The 20,440-nt window shown below is 71.1% G+C and carries 12 protein-coding genes; 10 read left to right on the top strand and 2 right to left on the bottom strand.

What is annotated here, in order from left to right; genetic code table 11:
- Positions 1 to 2 precede the first annotated feature (2 nt).
- The 8 genes from ABZS64_RS12775 (at position 3) to ABZS64_RS12740 (ending at position 13,503) form a co-directional block, all read left to right on the top strand.
- The gene (locus tag ABZS64_RS12775; protein WP_355827267.1) at positions 3 to 341 is read left to right on the top strand and encodes a hypothetical protein; all 339 of its coding nucleotides are present in this window, start codon (positions 3 to 5) and stop codon (positions 339 to 341) included.
- The gene (locus tag ABZS64_RS12770) at positions 338 to 706 is read left to right on the top strand and encodes a GPW/gp25 family protein (RefSeq protein ID WP_355827264.1); all 369 of its coding nucleotides are present in this window, start codon (positions 338 to 340) and stop codon (positions 704 to 706) included. The genes ABZS64_RS12775 and ABZS64_RS12770 overlap by 4 nt, the downstream gene beginning before the upstream one ends.
- Positions 703 to 3,870 (top strand): putative baseplate assembly protein, encoded by a 3,168-nt coding sequence (locus tag ABZS64_RS12765; RefSeq protein WP_355827261.1) that lies wholly within the window; start codon positions 703 to 705, stop codon positions 3,868 to 3,870. The genes ABZS64_RS12770 and ABZS64_RS12765 overlap by 4 nt, the downstream gene beginning before the upstream one ends.
- Entirely contained in the window at positions 3,867 to 7,619 is a 3,753-nt protein-coding gene (locus tag ABZS64_RS12760; protein ID WP_355827259.1) for a putative baseplate assembly protein, read from the top strand. The genes ABZS64_RS12765 and ABZS64_RS12760 overlap by 4 nt, the downstream gene beginning before the upstream one ends.
- Positions 7,620 to 7,710: 91 nt before the next feature.
- Positions 7,711 to 9,870, top strand: a complete 2,160-nt coding sequence (locus ABZS64_RS12755; protein ID WP_355827256.1) for a hypothetical protein — start codon at positions 7,711 to 7,713, stop codon at positions 9,868 to 9,870.
- A gap of 46 nt (positions 9,871 to 9,916) precedes the next feature.
- Complete coding sequence (locus ABZS64_RS12750) at positions 9,917 to 11,500, top strand: DUF6519 domain-containing protein (RefSeq protein ID WP_355827253.1); 1,584 nt, start codon at positions 9,917 to 9,919, stop codon at positions 11,498 to 11,500.
- Positions 11,501 to 11,526: 26 nt separating this feature from the next.
- Positions 11,527 to 12,411 carry a peptidoglycan-binding protein gene (locus ABZS64_RS12745; RefSeq protein WP_355827250.1) on the top strand — a complete coding sequence of 295 codons (885 nt, stop codon included), beginning with the start codon at positions 11,527 to 11,529 and terminating at the stop codon, positions 12,409 to 12,411.
- A 156-nt stretch (positions 12,412 to 12,567) separates the two neighbouring features.
- On the top strand, positions 12,568 to 13,503 hold the full coding sequence (locus tag ABZS64_RS12740) for an ornithine cyclodeaminase family protein (RefSeq protein WP_355827248.1): 936 nt from the start codon (positions 12,568 to 12,570) through the stop codon (positions 13,501 to 13,503).
- Positions 13,504 to 13,724: 221 nt separating this feature from the next.
- Here ABZS64_RS12740 and ABZS64_RS12735 read toward each other — a convergent pair whose 3' ends face one another.
- Complete coding sequence (locus ABZS64_RS12735) at positions 13,725 to 15,266, bottom strand: hypothetical protein (RefSeq protein WP_355827245.1); 1,542 nt, start codon at positions 15,264 to 15,266, stop codon at positions 13,725 to 13,727.
- Positions 15,263 to 17,203 carry a hypothetical protein gene (locus ABZS64_RS12730; protein ID WP_355827242.1) on the bottom strand — a complete coding sequence of 647 codons (1,941 nt, stop codon included), beginning with the start codon at positions 17,201 to 17,203 and terminating at the stop codon, positions 15,263 to 15,265. The genes ABZS64_RS12735 and ABZS64_RS12730 overlap by 4 nt, the downstream gene beginning before the upstream one ends.
- 227 nt (positions 17,204 to 17,430) lie before the next feature.
- Here ABZS64_RS12730 and ABZS64_RS12725 point away from each other — a divergent pair, with 227 nt between their 5' ends.
- Both ABZS64_RS12725 and ABZS64_RS12720 read left to right on the top strand, forming a co-directional pair.
- The gene (locus ABZS64_RS12725; RefSeq protein ID WP_355827240.1) at positions 17,431 to 18,615 is read left to right on the top strand and encodes an ROK family transcriptional regulator; all 1,185 of its coding nucleotides are present in this window, start codon (positions 17,431 to 17,433) and stop codon (positions 18,613 to 18,615) included.
- An 8-nt stretch (positions 18,616 to 18,623) separates the two neighbouring features.
- Entirely contained in the window at positions 18,624 to 20,432 is a 1,809-nt protein-coding gene (locus ABZS64_RS12720; RefSeq protein WP_355827237.1) for a carbohydrate-binding protein, read from the top strand.
- The last annotated feature ends 8 nt before the right edge of the window (positions 20,433 to 20,440 follow it).

Below are 20,440 nucleotides of genomic sequence, written 5' to 3'. Positions count from 1 at the left end.
ACGTGTTGTCCGGGAATCTCGTGAACGGCGGTTCCACCATCAGCTGCCCGCACGGCGGCCGCGTCGTGCCCGCCTCCGCCCCGTCGTCCGGAGTGCGGATCGACGGCCGTCCCGTGCCCACCGCTGCCGACGTCTTCACCGTGAGCGGCTGCCGCCACACGGTCGAGCGCGTACCGCATCCGTGCACCACGGTCCGCTGGACGCCGGACCGCGGCGGTGTGCTCATCGACAGCAAGCCGGTGCTGCTGGAGAGCACTCCGGCGCTCTGCTTCAGCGCCGCGCTGGTGCCGCAGGGCCCGCCGGTCGTCACCGCGTCGGCGCGGGGGGTGTCCTCGCGATGAGGAGCGATATCGCCTTCCCCTTCCGCACGGACCGGCGGGGACGTACCGCGCACGCGGCGTACGACGAGCATGTGCGGGATCTGATCGAGCAGTTGCTCTTCACCAGCCCCGGCGAGCGTGTGATGCGCTCCGACTTCGGCTGCGGGCTCCTCGATCTGGTCTTCACGCCCAACAGCCCCGAGCTGGCCTCCGCGCTGGAGCTGTCGGTGCAGGCATCCCTGCAGCGCTGGCTGGGTGAGCTGATCGAGGTGGAGTCCCTGGACGTGGTCAGCGAGGAGAACGTGGTCCGGGTGTATCTGCGCTACGTGGTGCGCTCCACCGCGAGCCGGCGCGACGACGTGTTCGAGGGGAGCGGCCCGGCATGAGCGGTACGAGCAACGAGTTGGTCTGCCGTACGGACGGCAGGCGCGCCAGGGTACGGGCGGCGCAGCTCGGCGGCGTGGACGCCGTCGAGGCCGGTGACGACGGGCTGACCCTCACCGTCACCTTCCTCGGCAAGGCGCCCCACGGGCTGTGCCCGGAGAACATACGCATCGACGGCGGGCGCCGGATCACCGGCATCGAAGCCGTCGAGGTGTCCGTCGAGCGCGAGGAGGACCCTGAGCTCGACGACCGGCTGTTCATCACGCTGGACCGCACCGGGGACACCTCCCGCTACCGGCTCTCGGTCGTGGACACGGATCCTTACGGCCGGCCGGGCACCGAGCCCTTTCCCGGTTTCGACCAGCGGTATTTCTCGGCCGAGTTCGACTTCCGGCCCGACTGCCCGACCCCCTTCGACTGCAAGCACGAGCAGCCCGACTGCCCTCCTGCCTTCCCTGCTGCGCCGGTCATCGACTACACCGCGCGCGACTACGACACGATCCGCCGCCTCATCCTGGACCGGCTGGCGCTGACCACGCCGGACTGGGTGGAGCGCAGTGCCGCCGACCTCGGCACGACGCTGGTCGAACTGCTCGCCCACACGGCCGACCAGATCAGCTATCAGCAGGACGCGGTGGCGACAGAGGCGTATCTCGACACGGCACGCCGCCGCGTTTCCGTACGCCGTCATGTGCGGCTCATCGACTACCCGATGCACGACGGCGTCAACGCACGCGCGTTCGTCGCGGTAGAGACCGTACGGGCGCTGACGCTGCCGCCCGGGACGTACCGCTTCGCGGCCGTCGACGTCCGCAGCCTGGGGCCGCGCGACAGGCCCGAGATCGGCACCGTCATCGACGACCGGGACCTGGCCGTGCTGGACGAGCGCGGATCGGTCGAGGTGTTCGAGCCGGTCGTCGCCGACGAGCCGCTGGCGCTGCGCCCCGAGCACAACACGATCCGCTTCTGGACCTGGGGCGACGAGGTGTGCTCGCTGCCCAAGGGGGCCACATCGGCGACACTGCGGGACGCGTGGGCGGACGAGGAGTGCCAGGTCCGTTCGCTGGAGCTGGTGCCGGGCGATCTGCTGCTGATCGAGGAGGTGCTGGGGGCACGCTCGGGTACGCCTGGCGACGCCGATCCGGCCCATCGTCAGGCCGTACGCCTCACCTCTGTCACGCCGGTCGTGGACAAGCTGGCCGACCAGCCGGTTCTCGAGGTCACGTGGGCGCCGGAGGACGCGCTCGCGTTTCCTGTCTGTCTGTCGACGCGCGGCGGCACCGACTGCGCGCCGGTCGAGGATGTGAGCGTGGCGCGAGGCAATGTCGCGCTCGTCGACCACGGCCGGTCGCTGACGTCCTGTGGCGGCACACCGGAGACGGTCACCGTGCCTCCCGCGCCCGCCGTCCTCGGGTCCTGCGATCCGTCCGGCTTCGGCTGCTGGGACCGCAAGGAGGGCAACGCGACGGCGGATCTGATCAACGCCCGTCTGGAGCAGACCCGTTGTGGTCGGCTGCTGACCGCCGATCAGATACGGGAGCTGTTCACCGTCGTCGGCGAGGATGAGACGGGGCGCGCCGGTCTCGGCCTGGAACTCGCGGGCCGCCGACGGGAGAAGGTCGTCCCGGGCACCGCCTACGAGCAGGCCGAGGCGCTTCAGACGCTGCTGGCGCAGGTCGTCTACCCCGGAATCCCGCCACGCTTCCGGCCGGTGCTGCAGCGTTCCCCCGTCGTCCAGTCGGTGCCGTTCCCCGACACACGCCATGTCTCCGCCGGACAGTCCACCCGGCTGGCCGCCGTCCCGGGCCGCGTCCGGCAGCGGCTGGTGGAGCTGTGGCGCAGCGCCCGCGACTGCGACGGGCTCACGGAGCCGGAGATCGCCGAGCTGACTGTGCTGTTCGGGCTGCGGGTGCTGGAGCGGCTTGAACTGCGCCGCCATCCGGTGCGCGCGCTGCGGGAGCTGCTGCACCGCAGCGAGCGGCTGCTGGCTGCGAAGCTGCGCCGTCTCGATGTGCTGACGGCCCGGTCGCGCGCCGGTGCGGTGCTCGACGACTCGATCGCCTGGGAGATCACGCACACCTGGGGACCTGAGTACGCGGCGGGGATCGACCCGGACGAGCCGGTGCTGCGGGGTCCCGCCGCCGCGCTCGTACAGGATCCGCGGGCTGCTCTGCCCGCCATCACGGTCGCGGACGGCGACGCGTCGTGGACTGCACAGCGCGATCTGCTCGACTCGGATGCGCGCGACCGTCATTTCGTCGGTGAGCTGGAGGACGACGGCCGGATCGCGCTGCGGTTCGGCGACGGGCGGCACGGTGCCCGTCCGCAGCCGGGGGCACGGCTCGAGCTGCACTACCGGCTCGGCGGCGGCACCGCAGGCAATGTCGGCGCGGAAGCCATCAACCACCTTGTGCTGTGCCGTGATCCGGAGGATGCGGACGCAGCGGACCCGATGCCCGTCGCGGGCGTACGCAATCCGCTGCCCGCCGTCGGCGGCACGGAGGCCGAGCCGGTCGAGCAGGTGCGCCAGCTCGCCCCGCTCGACCTGAAGCGCACCAGGTTGCGGGCCGTCACCGCGGACGACTATGCGGCACTGGCGTCGCAGCTGCCCGGAGTGCAGCGAGCGGCCGCCGAGATCCGCTGGACCGGCAGTGTGCAGGAGGCGCATGTCGCCGTCGACGCGCTCGGCAGCGGGGACGCGTCCCCGGAGCTGCTCGACTCGGTGGCGTACGCGCTGGAGAGCTACCGCCGGATCGGGCACGACCTGGTGGTGGGACCGGCCAGGTCCGTGCCGCTGGACATCGCCCTGACGGTGTGCGCGGCCCCGGGCCATCAGCACGGCCAGATTCTCGCCGAGCTCCACCGGCTGCTCGGCAGCCGCCGGCTGGCGGGCGGACGGCTCGGCTTCTTCGACCCCGACGCGCTGACGTTCGGCGAACCGGTGCGGCTCAGCCGCCTGGTGGCCGCGGCCGCGGCGGTGCAGGGCGTGGAGAGCGTACGGGTGACCCGGCTGCGCCGGCTGTTCCACGAAGATCCACTCGATGACACGGCACTGGAGGCAGGCGTGCTGCGGCTCGGCCCGCTGGAGATCGCGCGTTGCGACAACGACCCCGACCGGCCCGAGCTGGGCCGGCTCTCGATCGAGCTCGGCGGAGGTGCGCGATGAGCGGCTCCTGCGGTTGCGGCTGCGGCGGGCACGACGAACGCCACGCCCCGAAGGCCCTGTACAACCCGCCGGGCCGAACGGCCCTGAACTACCGGGTCGGTGAGTACGGCTCGTTCCTGGCGGCCATGCTCGACCGGCTCGCCTCCCCCGCCTATCCGGCGCTGCGCGGGCTGACCGTCCGCACCCCGGACGATCCGTCGATCGGGCTGCTCGACTCGTGGGCGGTCGTGGGCGATCTGCTCACCTTCCACTCCGAGCGCATCGCCGACGAGGGCTATCTGCGCACCGCCGACGAGCACCGCTCGCTGGCTCTGCTCGGGCGTCTTGTGGGGCACCGGCCGCGGCCGGGCATCGCCGCGGACACCCATCTCGCGTACACGCTGGACCGGGATCCGCGGGCCGAGGACGTGGCGGTGCTCATCCCGCGCGGCGCGCGCAGCAACAGCGTGCCGAGCACGTCCGACGAGGAGTCGCAGGCCTTCGAGACCAGCGAGGACCTCATCGCCCGCTGGGCGTGGAACGAGCTGGCGGTCCGTAGGCGCCGGCCGGCGCTGCTGACGCCGGACGATCTGCGCAAGCGCTCCGAGATCTTCGTCTCGGGGACCGACACCTCTCTGCAGACCGGGGACAAGCTGCTGTTCGTCTTCGGCGCGGACAAGGACACCGCAGGGCAGCGGCTGCTGCTGCCGGTGGCGCGCATCCGCACCGACCGGGACGACGACGTGACGGCGATCGGGCTGCCGCAGTCCGCACCGCCCTCGCTGACCGAGCTGGTGACCGAACTCCGCGAGTGGATCACCGAGGACGAGCGGGAGGCCGAGGAGGGTGAGCCGACCCCCGACAACCCCAATCCGCGTCCTGTCAGCCGGATCATCGAGGACTTCGACGCCCAGGTCCTTGCTCCGCTGCGCGCCGATCTGGGCGGGATCAAGACGCCCGCTCAGTTCGCGGCGCGGCTCGTCGAACCGCACGACCGGCTCGCCGAGGCCCAGGCGATAGCCGCGCCGTACGAGGAAGTCGCCGCCTGGTTCGAGCAGTTGGAGGCCGTGGTCGGCGAACTGATCGAGCGGGCGGCCGATCTGGAGCCTTCTCGCCCGGACACTCCCGCCGCCGCTTCGGACTCGCCTGCCATGCGGGCGCTGGGTGCGGTACTGCCCGCGCTGCGCACCCGTGTGGTGCGGCCGCCGTCGGGGGCGCGCACGCTGTCCCACGATCCGGGCCGGTATTTCGCGCCGGGCTCCGACCTCGGGGCTCAGCTGCTGTCGGCGCTCGATCCGCGGGTGGCCGACGGGATGTACGCGGCGTGGCGGCGGGCAGCTCCTGCCGCGCCCGCGCTGCTGCGCGATCTTCAGGCGATGCGTGTGACCGCGGCTCCGTTCGGGGCGACGGCGCCGCTGAAGCCCGTGCAGGACGAGCGCGGGCGAGTCGTCCGGCAGACGGACTGGCCGCTCACCGGCGGGGCCCTGACGACCATGCGGGTCGTGTTCGACACCGCCGGCCGGGTGCCGGTGAGCGCCGAGTTCCAGCACATCGAGACCGGGGCGTCCGTGCAGGTCTCGGAGAATCTGCCTGCCGAGAAGACCTTCCCGCTGGGGCCGGGGCAGATATCGCTGATGACCCGGTCCGCGCAGGACCACGATCTGAGCTGGCTGAGCCGGCGCCCGGCGGACTCGCAGGAGCCCGGTGTGACGGCCCGGCTGATGTCCGGGCTGCCCGAGCGGACGCTGTTCGTCTCCCGGCCGGGCGACGACGGCCGGATCCATGTGGCCGTCCACAACGGCGAGCCGCTGGAACGGTTCCTGGCTCCTGGCGAGCACCAGCAGATCAGGCACGGCGGGTACGAGGTGACCTTGCGGTACACGGTCGGCAGCGAGCCGGCCAATGTCGAGGTCGGCATCGCGACCGTGCCGGAGCAGGCGAACCGTCATGTCGTTGCGCTGGACTCCGTGTACGACGGGATCACCGTCGGCAGCTGGGTCGCGATCGAGCGTCCCCGCAAGGGAGCCGATGACCCCGACGGAATCCCGGGCGACGAGAAGCTCAAGTTCGTGACGACCCGTGTCACCGCCGTACGCACCTCCGCGTACACCAACTACGGGGTCACCGGCCGCGGCACCGAGCTGACGCTCGCCGATCCATGGCTGGACGAGCACGACGTGCTGCTGTCGGCGATCCGGGACGCGACCGTGCACGCGGGCGGCGAGGCGCTGCGCCCCGCCGACGAGCCACTGGGCGAGGACGTTCACGGCAATGAGCTCGAACTGGCCGAACTGTACGACGGGTTGCGGCCGGGCCGTCATCTCGTGGTGTCGGGCGAGCGCACCGACATCCCCGACACGGCCGGGGTCCGCGGCACCGAGCTGGTGGTGATCGCGGCGGTGGAGCAGCAGCTCGACCCGCAGCTGCCCGGCGACCACGTCCATACAAGGCTGACGCTCACCACGGACCTGGCCTATCGCTACCGGCGTGACACCGTGCGCGTGCAGGGCAACGTGGTGCCCGCGACGCACGGCGAGAGCCGTGACGAGCCCATCGGCAGCGGCGACGCCGACCGGACCAACCAGACGTTCACGCTCTGGCAGTCGCCGCTGACCTGGCTGCCCGCGAACAATCCGCTGGGCGCGACGCCCACCCTCGAGGTGCGCGTCGACGGGCTGCTGTGGCACGAGGTGGACAGCCTGGCGGGGCGTGGTCCGCGCGAGCGCGTGTACGTCTCCGGGACCGCCGGGGACGGCCGTACGACGATCACCTTCGGTGACGGCGTGCACGGCGCCCGGCTGTCCACCGGGCACGAGAACGTCCGGGCCCGGTACCGCTTCGGCACCGGCAAGGCCGCCAACGTGCGGGCGGATCGCATCACTCAGGCGGTCTCCCGGCCGCTGGGCGTCAGTGCCGTCACCAATCCGCAGCCCGCGACGGGCGGCGCCGACGCGGACGGCCCGGGGCTGACCCGGCGCACGATCCCGCTGGCGGTCTCCGCGCTCGACCGGCTCGTGTCCGTCGAGGACTACGAGGACTTCGCGCGCTCACGGGCGGGCATCGGACGGGCCGCGGCCCGCGAGATCTTCGACGGCCGGCGCCGTGTGCTGCATGTGACGGTCGCCGGTGTCGACGACATCGCGATCGCCGAGGACTCGGAGGTGCTGCGCGCGCTGCGCTCCTCGCTGGCCGAGTACGGCGACTCGCGCCTGCCGGTCCGCGTGGATGTGCGGGAGCTGGTGCTGCTGCTGCTCGCGGCGAAGGTGAAGATCGCCCCCGACCACACCTGGAGCGTCGTCGAACCGCGGCTGCGCCGTGCCCTGCTGACCCAATTCGGCAGCGGGCGCCGCGAGTTGGGCCGTCCCGCCCGGCTGTCCGAGGTGCTGGCGACCGCCCATTCGGTGCCCGGCGTCGACTATGTCGATGTGGACGTCTTCACCGGTGTGCCCGCGTCCGTGACGCCCGAGCAGCTGACCGGGCTCGCGGGTTCGCTCGCCGAGCCGCGCACCGCGGTCGGGGCCAGGCTCGCCGCGTACGACGAGGACGTGCACCGCGTCACCGCCAAGGACGGCGAAACGCTCACCCAGGTCGCCGCCAGGTATGGCATCCCGCTCGCCGAACTGCTGCGGCTGAACCCGGACATCACCGATACCCGGCGGCTGGAGAAGGGCCGGGCCGTGTTCGTCTTCCGCGGCATCCGGCCCGCACAGCTCGCCCTGCTCTCCCCGCATGTCGCGGACACGCTGATTCTGACGGAGGTCGCCCAGTGAGCGACGCACGCGCGGCGGACGGGCCGCAGACGACAGCGATACCCGCACCTCTGCGCCGCGCGGGCGGAGAAGCGAACGAAAGGGATGCAGCATGACCAGGGAACCGGACGGCCTCGCGGATCTGCTTCCGCAGTGGCACCGCCTGCGTGACGCCGAGGGCGGCGAGCCGTTGCGCGCCCTGCTCGCGGTGATCGCCGAGCAGGTCGACCGGGTGCGGGACGGGGTCGAGCAGGGTTACGAGGACTGGTTCGTGGAGACCGCGGCGCCCTGGGTGCTGCCGTATCTCGGCGATCTGGTCGGCTACTCCCCGCTGCCCGGCTATGAGCGCGTACAGGCGGAGGGCCTCGAGGGCGAGGGCGGGGACGATTCACGTCTCCGGCTCGCCGAGGCCCTGGCGCCGCGCCGCGATGTGGCCGCCACGGTCGCCAACCGGCGCCGCAAGGGCACCCTCGCGCTGCTCGAGGAGCTGGCGGAGGATGTCGCCGGATGGCCTTCGCGGGCCGTGGAGTTCTCCCGGCTCGTCTCGCACCAGCAGCCGGTGAAGCTGTACGGATCGGGCGCGGAGGCCGCCAACGCGCACCGCCGTGAGCGCGGCAGGCTCGTGGACGTACGCGAGGGGGCGGCGCTCGATCTGGCGGGCGGGCCGTTCGGGACGGTGGCGCAATCGGTGAATGTGCGGCGGGCCAACTCGGCGCGTACACAAGGCGGTTACTCCCCCGCCGGTGTCGGACTCTTCGTCTGGCGGCTGAAGCCCTACCACCTCACCGAGGCGCCCGCCTACTGCATCGACCGGGCCCGGAACCTCTACACGTTCTCGATCCTCGGCAATGACACACCGCTGGTGACCAAGCCGGTCCCTGAGCCTTCGGCGACGCATATCGCGACGATCGACAATGTGCCGGCGTACATCCGGCGCCGGCAGCTCGCCGACCGGCTCGCCGACTACTACGGGCCCGGCAAGAGCTTCACGATCTGGCGCGACGGCCAGGACGAGCCGGTGCCGCTGTCGGACATCGTGGTGGCGGATCTGACGCACTGGCGCTACCGGCCCAAGCGCGGTCAGGTGGCGGTCGATCCGGCGCTCGGCCGGATCGCCTTCGGTTCGCGGTCCGCGCCGCGGCAGGGCGTCTGGGTCACCTACCACTACGCGTTCGCGGACGACACGGGCGGCGGCGAGTACCCGCGCGAGCGGGAGACACCGACGGCCGCCAGGCTCTACCGGGTGGGCCCGGGCCAGAGCTACCAGCGGATCATGGACGCTTACAACGACTGGCAGCGCGACCGGCGTTCCGGGCAGTGCGGCCCCGACGGCATCATCGAGATCACGCACAGCGGCGCCTACCAGGAGCAGCTGGACTTCGATCTGGATCCGGGCGACCGCCTGGAGGTGCGGGCCGCCGAGGGCACACGGCCGGTGATCCGGCTGCTCGACTGGTACAGCAACCGGCCCGACGCGCTCAACATCCGCGCCCAGGAGGACGCCGGGGGCGAGGCTCCGCGGATCGTGCTCGACGGTCTGCTGATCACCGGTCGAGGGCTCAATGTCACCGGTCCCGTGGGCGCGGTCGTGCTGCGGCACTGCACGCTCGTACCGGGCTGGTCGCTGGAGCCGGAGTGCCATCCGCACTCCCCCGAGGAGCCGAGCCTGGTCCTGGACCGCACCACCGCCTGCGTGCAGATCGAGCGCAGCATCCTCGGCACCATCGAGGTGATCGGCGACGAGGTGAACCACGACCCGCTGGACATCCACATCCGGGACAGCATCCTGGACGCCACCGGCCATGACCGGGCGGCGCTGTCCGCCCCGGACTGCCGCCATGCGCACGCTGTGCTCCACGCGCACCGCACCACCGTCATCGGCGAAGTCCACACCCACGCGGTGGAGATCGCCGAGAACAGCATCTTCACCGGGCGGATGCATGTGGCCCGGCGGGGCATCGGCTGTGTGCGGTTCTCGTACGTGCCGCCGCTCTCGCGCACTCCGCGCCGCCACCGGTGCCTGCCGGACCTGGTGGGCAGGGAGAACGCCCAGCTGGTCCGCCCGCTGTTCGCCAGCGAGCGCTACGGCACGCCCGCCTACGGACAACTCGCCGCGGGCTGCGCCGAAGAGATCAAACGGGGCGCCGAGGACGGTTCCGAGATGGGCGCCTTCCACGACCTCTACCAGCCGCAGCGCGAGGACAGCCTGCGGGCCCGGCTCGCCGAGTACACCCCGGCCGGTACCGACGCCGGGATCATCCCCGTCACCTGACACGACTTCTCACCGACGTACGAACTTCCGAGGGGGACCCCTTCCCATGCACGCAGACATCTCCCGCATCACCTTCCGGCCGGACCGGCACTACTCGGCGGTGATCGCACAGCAGGGCCGCGTCCAGCTGGACGCCGACGCCAACGAGCAGACCGCGATCCAGCTGGCGCAGGCCCGTACGACCGCCGCCGATCTGATCGGGCAGCACGGCGGGCCGCGCGGCGCGACCGGCTTCGAGCTCCACTTCCTGGGCGGGAGCCGGGAGTTGGACGATCTGTCCATCGGCGGCGGCCGCTACTACGTGGACGGCATCCTGCTGGACGCCACCCGCCCGCAGCCGGGCGTCCCGGTCGTGGACGACGCCCACAGCGCCGAGGAGGGCGAGAAGGACGAGCCCGCCGATGCGCCGGTCTCGCCGCCGGCCACCTGGACGTACTGGGACCAGCCCGACGGTTACCGGGACCCGGAGCGCCCCGGCGACCGCCTGCCCTCCCAGTTCCCGTATCTCGCGTATCTGAAGGTGTGGGAGCGCTCGGTCACCGCGGCCGAGGACCCGCTGCTGCGCGAGGTCGCACTGGGGTCGGCGATGCCCGACACGGCGGCGCGGCTGAAGGTCGTGTGGCAGGTGCTTCCGCTGCCCGGCTCGCAGCTGGAGCTCGAGGACGGGGCGACGAAGGACCAAGTGCGGGCGGCCTTCGCGAAGTGGGCCGCCGCGCAGGCGCCCACCGCGCGGCTGGCGGCGCGCAGCGAGCGTCCCGAGCACGCGGACGAGGACCCGTGCCTGGTGAAGCCGGACGCCCGCTACCGGGGCCAGGAGAACCAGATGTACCGCGTGGAGATCCACGAGGGCGGTGCGGCCAAGGACGCGACCTTCAAGTGGTCGAGGGAGAACGGCTCGGTGACCTTCCCCGTCGACGAACTCGACGGCACCTGGGTGGAGCTGGCCTCGCTCGGCAGCGACGACAAGCTCGACCTCAATGTCGGTGACTGGGTCGAGCTCGTGGACACCGCCTACCTCAGCCGGAACGAACCGCTGCCGCTGCTGCGGGTCGAGGAGCTCGACCTGCCCGGCCGCCGGGTACGGCTGTCGGCCGAGCCGGACCCGTCGGTGGGGCGCCGCCCCGAACTGCACCCGTTCCTTCGGCGCTGGGACCACCGCTCGGGCGGCCGCGCGAGCGGCTCCGGCCGTACGAAGCAGGGCGCAGCGAAGCTGCGCCACGGCGCCCTCCGCATCGAGGAGGGCGGCTGGCTGCCGCTGGAGGACGGTGTGTTCGTGTACTTCGAGCCCGGCAAGAGCTACCGGCCCGGCGACTACTGGACCGTCGCGGCGCGCACAGCAACGGGCAATGTCGAGTGGCCGACGGACGCGGCTCGCCGGCCGCTGCTTCAGGCCCCGGTGGGCAACCAGGTGCACTACGCGCCGCTCGCCTGGGTGCTCGGCGAGGGCTCGGTGGCGGACCTGCGCCAGACGTTCGCCCCGCTGGCGGCACCGATCCCGGCAGCCGACGCCGAGGCGCTGGCGGCGGAGGCCACGTACGAGGCCGAGGCAGCCGCCGCCGAGAGGACGGCAGCGAGCGGTCCGGCCCCGCAGGCGGCCGGGCAGGGCACCGAAGGACAGCCCGAGAACTGACGTAGCACCTTGAAAGGAGCACCACGATGGCAACCCCTCTGACCGCCTCCCAACTGGTCAAGGTTCTGCGTGACGAAGGGCTTCACGTCGTCGAGGAGCGGAGCTGGCGCACGCACAACCGCAACCACAAGGGTCCGTGGGGGCCCATGCACGGCGTGATGATCCATCACACCGTGACCTCGGGCACCCAGAACTCGGTGGACATCTGCTACGACGGCCACTCCAGCCTGCCGGGGCCGCTGTGCCACGGAGTGATAGCCAAGGACGGCACGGTCCACCTGGTCGGCAACGGCCGCGCCAACCATGCCGGGCTCGGCGACGACGACGTCCTGCGTGCAGTGATCAACGAGTCGGCCCTGCCCTCCGACAACGAGGCCAACACCGACGGCAACCGCTACTTCTACGGCTTCGAGTGCGTCAACCTCGGCAATGGCTCGGACCCCTGGCCGGCGGCCCAGCTGGAGGCGATCGAGAAGGCCGCGGCGGCGATCTGCCGGGCGCACGGGTGGTCGCAGCGCTCGGTGATCGGCCACAAGGAGTGGCAGCCGGGGAAGGTCGACCCGCGCGGGTTCACGATGGACTCGATGCGAGCCCGGATCCACGCGCGCCTGGGCGGAAAGCCGTCCGGCCCGTCCAAGCCGCCCGCGCCCAAGCCGCCGGCGACGTTCGAGCCGTTCCCGGGCGCCGCCTTCTTCGCGGCGGGCCGGCGCAGCCCGATCATCACGGCGATGGGCAAGCGGCTGGTGGCCGAGGGCTGCGGACGGTACGAGGAGGGGCCGAGCCCGGACTGGTCGGAGGCGGACCGCAAGTCGTACGCGGCGTGGCAGCGGAAGCTGGGGTTCTCGGGGAGCGACGCGGATGGGATTCCGGGCAAGTCGAGCTGGGACAGGCTGAAGGTGCCGAACGTCTGACGGTGTCGTGGGCGGGGCTTGTTCCCCACCCCGCCCCTTCCCTCAACCGGGGCTCCGCCCCGGACCCCGTATGCGACCTTCGGCCGCCGCGTGGTCCGGGGCGGAGCCCCAGAGGGTGCGGCTGACAGGCCGCGCGGGGGCGGTAACGTTCCGGCCGTGACCCAGCACGCCACCGAAATCATGCGCGCAGACGACGTCCGCGCCGCCCTCCCCCTCCCCGCCACCATCACCGCCCTCCAGGACGCCCTTCGCGACGGGCTCGACCCCGAGACCGATCCGGCGCGCTCCGTGGTCCCGGTCGAGCACGGGCAACTGCTGCTGATGCCCTCGCACTCCCGCCGCTACGCAGGTGTCAAGATCGCCACCGTGGCGCCGGGCAACGCCGCGCTCGGGCTCCCCCGCATCCAGGGCAACTACCTGCTGCTTGACGCCGAGACGCTGAGCCCGCTCGCCGTGCTTGACGGGGTCGTGCTGACCGCGATCCGTACCGCCGCGGTCTCGGCGGCCGCCGTCGATCTGCTCGCCGTGCCGGAGCCCGAGCGGCTCGTCGTCTTCGGCACAGGACCCCAGGCGCACAGCCACATCGAGGCGCTGCGCGCAATCCGCCCGACCCTGCGGCACATCACCGTCGTCGGCCGCGACCAGGACCGGTTGGCCGCCTTCCTTGCGCAGTACGGGAATTCGGGCCTCACCGTGGAAGCGGGTACGGCCGAAACGGTGGCTCAGGCCGACGTGGTCGCCTGCTGCACCACGGCCCGTACTCCCCTCTTCGACGGCGCGGCCCTGCCCGACCGCACCACGGTCGTTGCCATCGGCTCGCACGAGCCCGATGCGCGCGAGGTCGACGACGAGACCGTGCGCAGGTCGACGGTCGTGGTCGAGGCGCACGCAGCCGCGCTGCGCGAGGCCGGTGACATCATCCTGGCCGTCCGGTCGGGCGCGCTGGATCCCGGTTCCCTGGTGGGCCTGGCGGACCTCGCGCGCGGCACGGTGAAGACCGACACCTCCCGGCCGCGGCTGTTCAAGAGCGTCGGCATGGCCTGGGAGGACCTGGTCGTCGCCGGGGTTGCGTACGAGTCCCACCAGAGTTAGGGCCTGTCGTTTGGATCAGGCCGGATCAGTGAGCGGGGTCTGGCGTGGTGCATCGCAGGCCGGAGGATGGGGGTCCCCCCGCCGAAGGCAGGGGGAGAGCCGACGCGGAGCGTCGGCGACTGACGACAACGCAGCGAGGTGCCGTGCCAGGGCACGCGAGCCCGGCAAGATCCGAACGACAGGCCCTAGGCGCGTACACGTCCCGCCAGGATTGGGGCAGTTCACTCGCTCCGTGGCGCCGTGCACTCGTTCGGCGTCGGCCTGCCCGTCGGCCAGGCAAGCCCGACGAAGCGGATCCGGCCCGGCGAGTCCGGAGCGAGTTCGACGACGGAGACGGCCTTGTTGTACGGGTTTCCGTAGTTGTCGAGGCAGATCCAGCCGCTCGCGCCGTCCACCTTGCCCATGCCGTGGAGCCTCAGCCAGGAGTCGGCGACACGGCCCAGCGCGGGGATGACGGGGTCGCCGTCGTCGCGCATCCGGATGGCGGTGATCGCGGTGAGGCCCGCGTCGTAGAAGGTGATGGTCCGCGAGTCGGTGAGCTCCACCGGGCCGATGGCGCCGATCTCCTTCCTGGTGGCGAGTCCGGCCAGCGCACGGTACGCCGCCGCCGAGCCGCCCGTTCGGGGTGCCTTGGGGCCGGTCCATGCTTCGGGGTGCGCGACGGCCGCGTACTGCAGGGTCACCCCTTTGTGGAAGGCGCTCCAGTCGAGGCGTTTGTCGGAGGCGAGAGTGGAGGCCCCGGAGCCGGTGATGACCAAGTACTTCTTCTCGGTGCAGCCGCGGTTGCCGAGCTCGTTGACGAACTGCCGCAGCTGTACGGGCCGTCCGGCGAAGTAGATGACCTTGGCGGACGAGGTGCAGATGGTGTCGACCATCTGGTCGAAGGCGTTGGCCGTGGTGCCTTCCTCGTGGAACTCGTCGGGTGCGCGGTACTGCTCGGGGGCGCGCGGCGAGCCCTTGGTCCGCAGCGCGAAGGCGAGCTTGAGTGCGTCGACATAGGTGTCGCCGGTGCGGATGTCCTCAACGACCAGGGTGTTCTTGGGGTCGATGTCCTTGTTGAAGTTGGAGAGTGCGGCGGCCTGGTCGCTGGTGGTGGGGACGACCCGGGCGAGGCCGCGGTAGGCGTTGGGGTGCAGCTTGCTGTTGCCGGAGCCGTCGGCGGTGATGGGGCCGCCGACGACGGGGATGTGCCGTTCGTTGGTCAGATAGGCGATGGCCCGCTGGGTGGTGATGGTGCTGACGTCGAATCCGATCACCGCACGCAGATTGGCGCTGCTGTTCTCGGAGAGTGAGCCGAGCTGTTCGGCCACCGGCTGCCAATGAGTGTGATTGCGGCCGGGGTTGGCGAGCAGCAGCCGGATCGCGGGCTTCTTGCTGTTGGACTCGTGGTTGGCCCGGTACTGCGCGAGGTAGGCGCCTTGCACCTCGTGCAATGTCTTCTGCTGCTCGAAGGACTGGGTGGGATCCATCGGCAGCATGACGGCGATGGAGACGTACGGCTCGCCCTTGATCCGGTCGTTCTCGGCCTTGATACGTGCGCTGACTTCCTTGAGGTTGGGGGCGAAGGCATGGCTGCCGTCGGTCACCCCGGTGCATTCACCCTTGCCCGGTCCGCGTTTCTCGACACCTTGCCCGCACGAGGCATCAGGGCCGAACACCCGATATCCGGCCCACGCGGCGGTGCCGAGCACCACCAGGGTGACGAAGAGGGCGACAGCCTTGGTGAGCGGGCCGCCGGGGAGCCTTCTGATGAAGGACGTCATGACGGGGAGCCTTCCGAGATCGGGAGGTCGGGGGCCTGTAATCCGGCCTTGAGGCGTGCGGGCCAGGCGGCGGACGCCTCGCGGTAGGCGGCGTGAGCGGCCTTGTTTCCGTACAGCGTCTCCAGCGCGATGCGCATGCTGGTCAGTTCGTCCTCGCGGGGTGCGAGGGTGAGCGGGTCTGACAGCTGCCAGAGGATGGGGACCAGGCTCTCCACCGCGTCATGGTGCGGTCCTGGCCCGTCGCTGCCGCACACCGTGCACGACAACGGGACGGCGCTGCCCGGTGGTTCGTAGCCCTCACGCGGGTGTGGCGCCGAGCAGATCAGATTGAGTGCGGCCAGCCACTGCTCCGGGGGCGTGGTGGTGAACCGGTGGTGGAGCCCGCACACCACTTCGTCCACTCGTCCCAGGGCCAGTGTGTGGTGGAGATACGTGTCGCTGCGCGGGTCGCACAGGGAGCGCAGCCGCAGATGGGTGTCGCGCCACCGGTCGTGGGACGTGGTGGCCGCGAGCCGGTGCCGCAGCAGCAGGTCGAGCGCCCGGTCGCCGTCCAGGCAGGCGCGCACGCGGTAGTCGTCGGCCTCCCGTACCCGGGCGGCGACGAGGTCTTCCGAGTGGTCCTCGGGGTGGGCGAAGGTCCAAAGGCCGCGCCGGGTGTTCTCGTCGGCGGCCGCTGACAGCAGTACGAGACGGTCACACATCGCGGGCTGCGGCAGCAGCTTGTCGAGCAGGTCCGGGGCTGCCGCGTCCAGCAGCTCCCGGGTGCGTATGACGCCCGCGTCCTGCACCAGGCGTATCGCAGTGTCGGCGAGCGTACGGGCGCTGGCCGCGCGGCCCCCGCTGTAGCGGGCGACGAGGCGGGGCAGCTGCTCGGGGTAGTCGACGGCGCTGAGCATCTCGCCGATGTGTGCGTGCTCGATGGCGGGGATACGGAGCACGAGGGGGCGGCCGGTGGGCGTGGCGTCCCCGGCGACCTCGCCGAGCGGGGCGTACTGCTCCCCCTTGCCGAGCGCTGTGGCGATCACGACGGGGCGGGTGGGGTCCTTGTCCCCGGCCGTGTATCCGGGTTCGAGCAGCCCGAGGAAGGTGCGGCCGACGTCCGTGTGCGCGTTGTCGAGCAGCAGCAGTGGCCGCGGCGTCCGGTTGAGCCTTCTCAGCCGCCCGTAGTTGCCGTCGACGTCGTCGAGCAGAGCGGCGACGAGATGCTCCTCGGCGGTGCGCCGCCGGTCGTCGAGCCGCCGGAAGCCGCGTACGAACTGGAACAGCCGCTGCAGTGAATCCCCTTGGTAGCCCTGCGAGCCGTGCAGCCGGCGGCCCCACCAGGCAAGCGCGCCCTTGTCCGGCTCTCCTTTGAGGAGCTGGGTGCGCGCGGTGTCCACGATGATGCCCGCGACGGAGTCGAGCCCGACGACCGCAAGGACCTGCGGAAGGTTGTCCGCGACGACGTCGAGCCAGCGGCCCAGGCTCTCGCGGCGGCGCTTGAGATCCGGGTCCTCGGCGACGATGAAAGCCCGTAGATCCGCCTCGGCGCGCCGCAGGTCGGCGGGGCGCACATCGGCTTCGTCGCTGTTCAGCGGCCGCCAGGCGGTGACCACGAGCAGGCCGAGCGAGAGCCGGGGAAAGGCCAGCTCCTTGCCGAAATGCTGTACGTCCAGGCCGAGTTTGTACGCGAGCAGAAACAGCAGATGCGTGATGTGCGAGGCGCCCGGAACCTCGTCGTCGCCGAGCCCTGAGACGCCCGGCTCTCCGAAACCGGGCGCGCCGAGGTCGACCCTGGCCAGCGGGACCCGTCCGTTGTAGGCGTCGTATACGGCGTTCAGCAGGGCGCTCTTGCCGCTGCCTCGCCCGCCGACGACACGGACGACAGGCGCGCCCTTCGGATAGGCGAACCCGACGCGGTATCCGTCCTTCTGATGCAGGCCGACCAGTCTGGGCACAAAGCCTTCGTGCAGCGCCCCCTGGCCATAGAGTCTCCCGCCCACGGTGCTCCCCCGTTTCCCTGGTCCCCTCAGGTGAATGAGATCAACTAGCCGCGCACAGAGGGAACTTACCCGAGTCGAGGCCACCGAGACGGATGTTGTTCATGCCGTGACCCACGACTTCGGCGTAACCAATCCGACTTCTTTTATTGACAGAGGAAATTAAGTCTCCTACGTTTCCCGCCATGCCGTCGACGTACCGCGTTGAGACGTTCCCGGCGGCCACGCCGGCCGCCTCCACGGTGTTCACCACCGTCCTGTCCCAGGGCCCTCTCACCCGGGTCGAACTCGCCCGCCGTACCGGCCTTTCCTCGGCTGCGGTGACCAAGGCTGTGCGCCCGCTGATGGAGGCGGGCTATGTCGTCGAGACGGCAGAGACGGCGGACGAGGGTGCCCGGCCCACCCTGGGACGGCCCGCCAACCCCGTGCGGGTCGACGGCGGACGGGCCCTGTTCATCGGCGTGAAGGTGACCGCGGACGAGGTCATCGCCGTGCTGACGGACCTGTGCTGCCTGATCCGCGTCGCGCGGCACGCACCGCTCCCCGCACGCGATCCCTCCGCCGTGATCGGCCTCATCGCCTCGCTGACCGAGGAGTTGCTGACGCAGGCGCAGAGCTACGGCGTCGCCGTGCAGGGTCTGGGCATCGCCGTGTCCGGCGACGTGGACCGGGCCGCCGGTGTGGTGCGCTACTCCCCCTTCCTCGGCTGGCACGACATCGCGCTCGCCGAACTGGCTTCAGCGGCAACGGGTCTTCCGGTCACCGTCGACAACGATGTCCGCGCCCTGACCGTCGCCGAGCAGTGGTTCGGCGACGGGGTCGGATGCGCGAACTTCGCCGTCGTCACCGTCGGCGCAGGTATCGGCTGCGGCATCGTCGTGAACGGCCGCGTGGTCTCCGGCTCGCACGGCGTGGCGGGCGAGATCGGCCATCTCCCCATCGATCCGCAGGGGCCGCTCTGTCACTGCGGCAATACGGGCTGCGTCGAGGCGATCGCGTCGGACTCCGCGATCCTGCGCCGTATCCGCGAGGACACCGGCCGTCCGGTGGCCGACTCCGCCGCGGCGCTGGCGCTGGCCCACACCGGCAGCCCCGCCGCCCGCGCCGCGTACGCACACGCAGGCGAGACGATCGGCCGCGCGATCGGAGCCGTGGTCAATCTGCTCGGACCCGAGCGCGTGATCATCTCCGGCGAGGGCCTGGCGGCGTACGACCTGTTCGCCGAGCAGATCCGGGAGGCGTTCACCGCGGCCGCCTTCGGCACCGCCGCGCAGTGCGAGGTGACGACCCGTCCACTGCCCTTCGACGAGTGGGCGCGCGGGGCCGCGGCCGCCGCGATTCAGACGTTCATCGGATCCGACACCTGTTAGGAGCCCCCATGCTGTCACCCTCAGGCATTGCCGCAGGAGCCGTCGCCCTCACTGTCGCCGCCTCCCTCAGCACGGCCGCACCCGCCGACGCCCGCGCCACGGCGCCGGCCACGGCGCCGTCCGTCACCGCACCGCAGGCCGCCCCGGCCCAGAAGCCGTACATGGGCTGGAGCAGCTGGAGCATGCAGTCCAGCAAGTACCCCGGGCTCAACCCGAGCGGCGACTACAGCTATCTCACCGAAGCCAATGTCCTGAAGCAGGCCGACGCCATGGCCGCAAGACTCAAGGCATACGGCTACGAGTACGTCAACATCGACGCGGGCTGGTGGCGCGGCTGGGACTGGAAGCCCCGTTTCGACGCGTACGGACGGCAGAAGGCGGACCCCGAGAGATTCCCACGCGGCATGAAGGCGGTCGCCGACCACATCCACGCCAAGGGTCTCAAGGCAGGTATCTATCTGCCCGTCGGCCTGGAGAAGGAGGCGTACGGAGAGGGCAAGGTCCCCGTCTTCAACACGGCCGGCTGCACCACCGGGGACATCGTGTACGGCGATCTGCGGACGACGAACGGCTGGGACAGCTCGTACAAGATCGACTTCTCCCGGCCCTGCGCCCAGAAGTACGTCGACTCACAGGCGCAGCTGTTCGCCGACTGGGGCTATGACTTCCTCAAGGTCGACGGCGTCGGGCCCGGCTCCTTCAAGAGCGGCGACGCCTACGACAACCGCACCGACATCGCCGCGTGGAAGCAGGCGCTGGCCGCCACCGGACGCCCCATCCATCTGGAGATCTCCTGGTCCCTGGACGTCAACTACATAGCCGACTGGAAGAAGCACTCCAACGGCTGGCGCATCGACACCGATGTCGAGTGTTACTGCAACACGCTGGTGACTTGGGACAACTCCGTCGAGGACCGATGGCGCGACACCCCGGCCTGGACCCGGCACGGTGGGCCAGGCGGCTTCAACGACCTGGACTCGCTCGACGTGGGCAACGGCGTCATGGACGGACTCACCAAGGCCGAGCGACAGAGCTATATGACGCTGTGGACCATCTCCAAGTCCCCGCTCTACACCGGCGACGACCTCACCCGCCTCGACGACTACGGTCTCTCGTTGCTGACCAACCGCGAAGTGCTCAAGGTCAACCAGCAGGCCTCACCCGCGGCCCGTCCCGTCACGGCCGGCGAACAGCAGGTCTGGGGCGCGAAGAACCCGGACGGGACATACACGGTCGCCCTGTTCAACCTCGGTGACTCCCCGGCCGCGGTGACGGCGAACTGGTCCAGCTTCGGCTTCCGCGGGCAGGCATCGGTGCGCGACCTGTGGAACCACGAGGGCCTCGGCCGCCACCGCGACAGCATCACACAGGCCCTGCCCGCCCACGGATCACGGCTGTTCACCATCACTCCGCACGGCGGGGCACAGCCCATGACGGCGTACGAAGCCGAGGCACCGGCCAACACCCTCAGCGGCAATGCCTCCGTGGGCGGCTGCGACGAGTGCTCGGGCGCGAGGAAGGTCGGCGGCCTCTACCTCGGCGGAGCCCTGCGCTTCAACGACATCGTGGTCGACACGGCGGGGACCTACCTCCTCAATGTCGCCTACACCTCGGGTGACCCGCGTTCCGTCAAGGTCTCGGCGAACGGCAAGCCCGCCGCGACCTGGGACTTCCCCTCCAGCGGCGGCTGGGGCGCCGCGGCGGCCATCAGCGTGCCCGTCACGCTGAAGGCGGGCAGCAACACCGTCACCTTCGACAGCGGCCCGTCCGGCTACTCCCCCGACATCGACAAGATCGACGTTCCGCGGCGTTCCTGAACACCCTC

The organism is Streptomyces sp. NPDC005408 (genome assembly GCF_040606445.1).
Lineage (GTDB): Bacteria > Actinomycetota > Actinomycetes > Streptomycetales > Streptomycetaceae > Streptomyces.
This window is presented reverse-complemented; position numbering and strand designations above follow the sequence as displayed.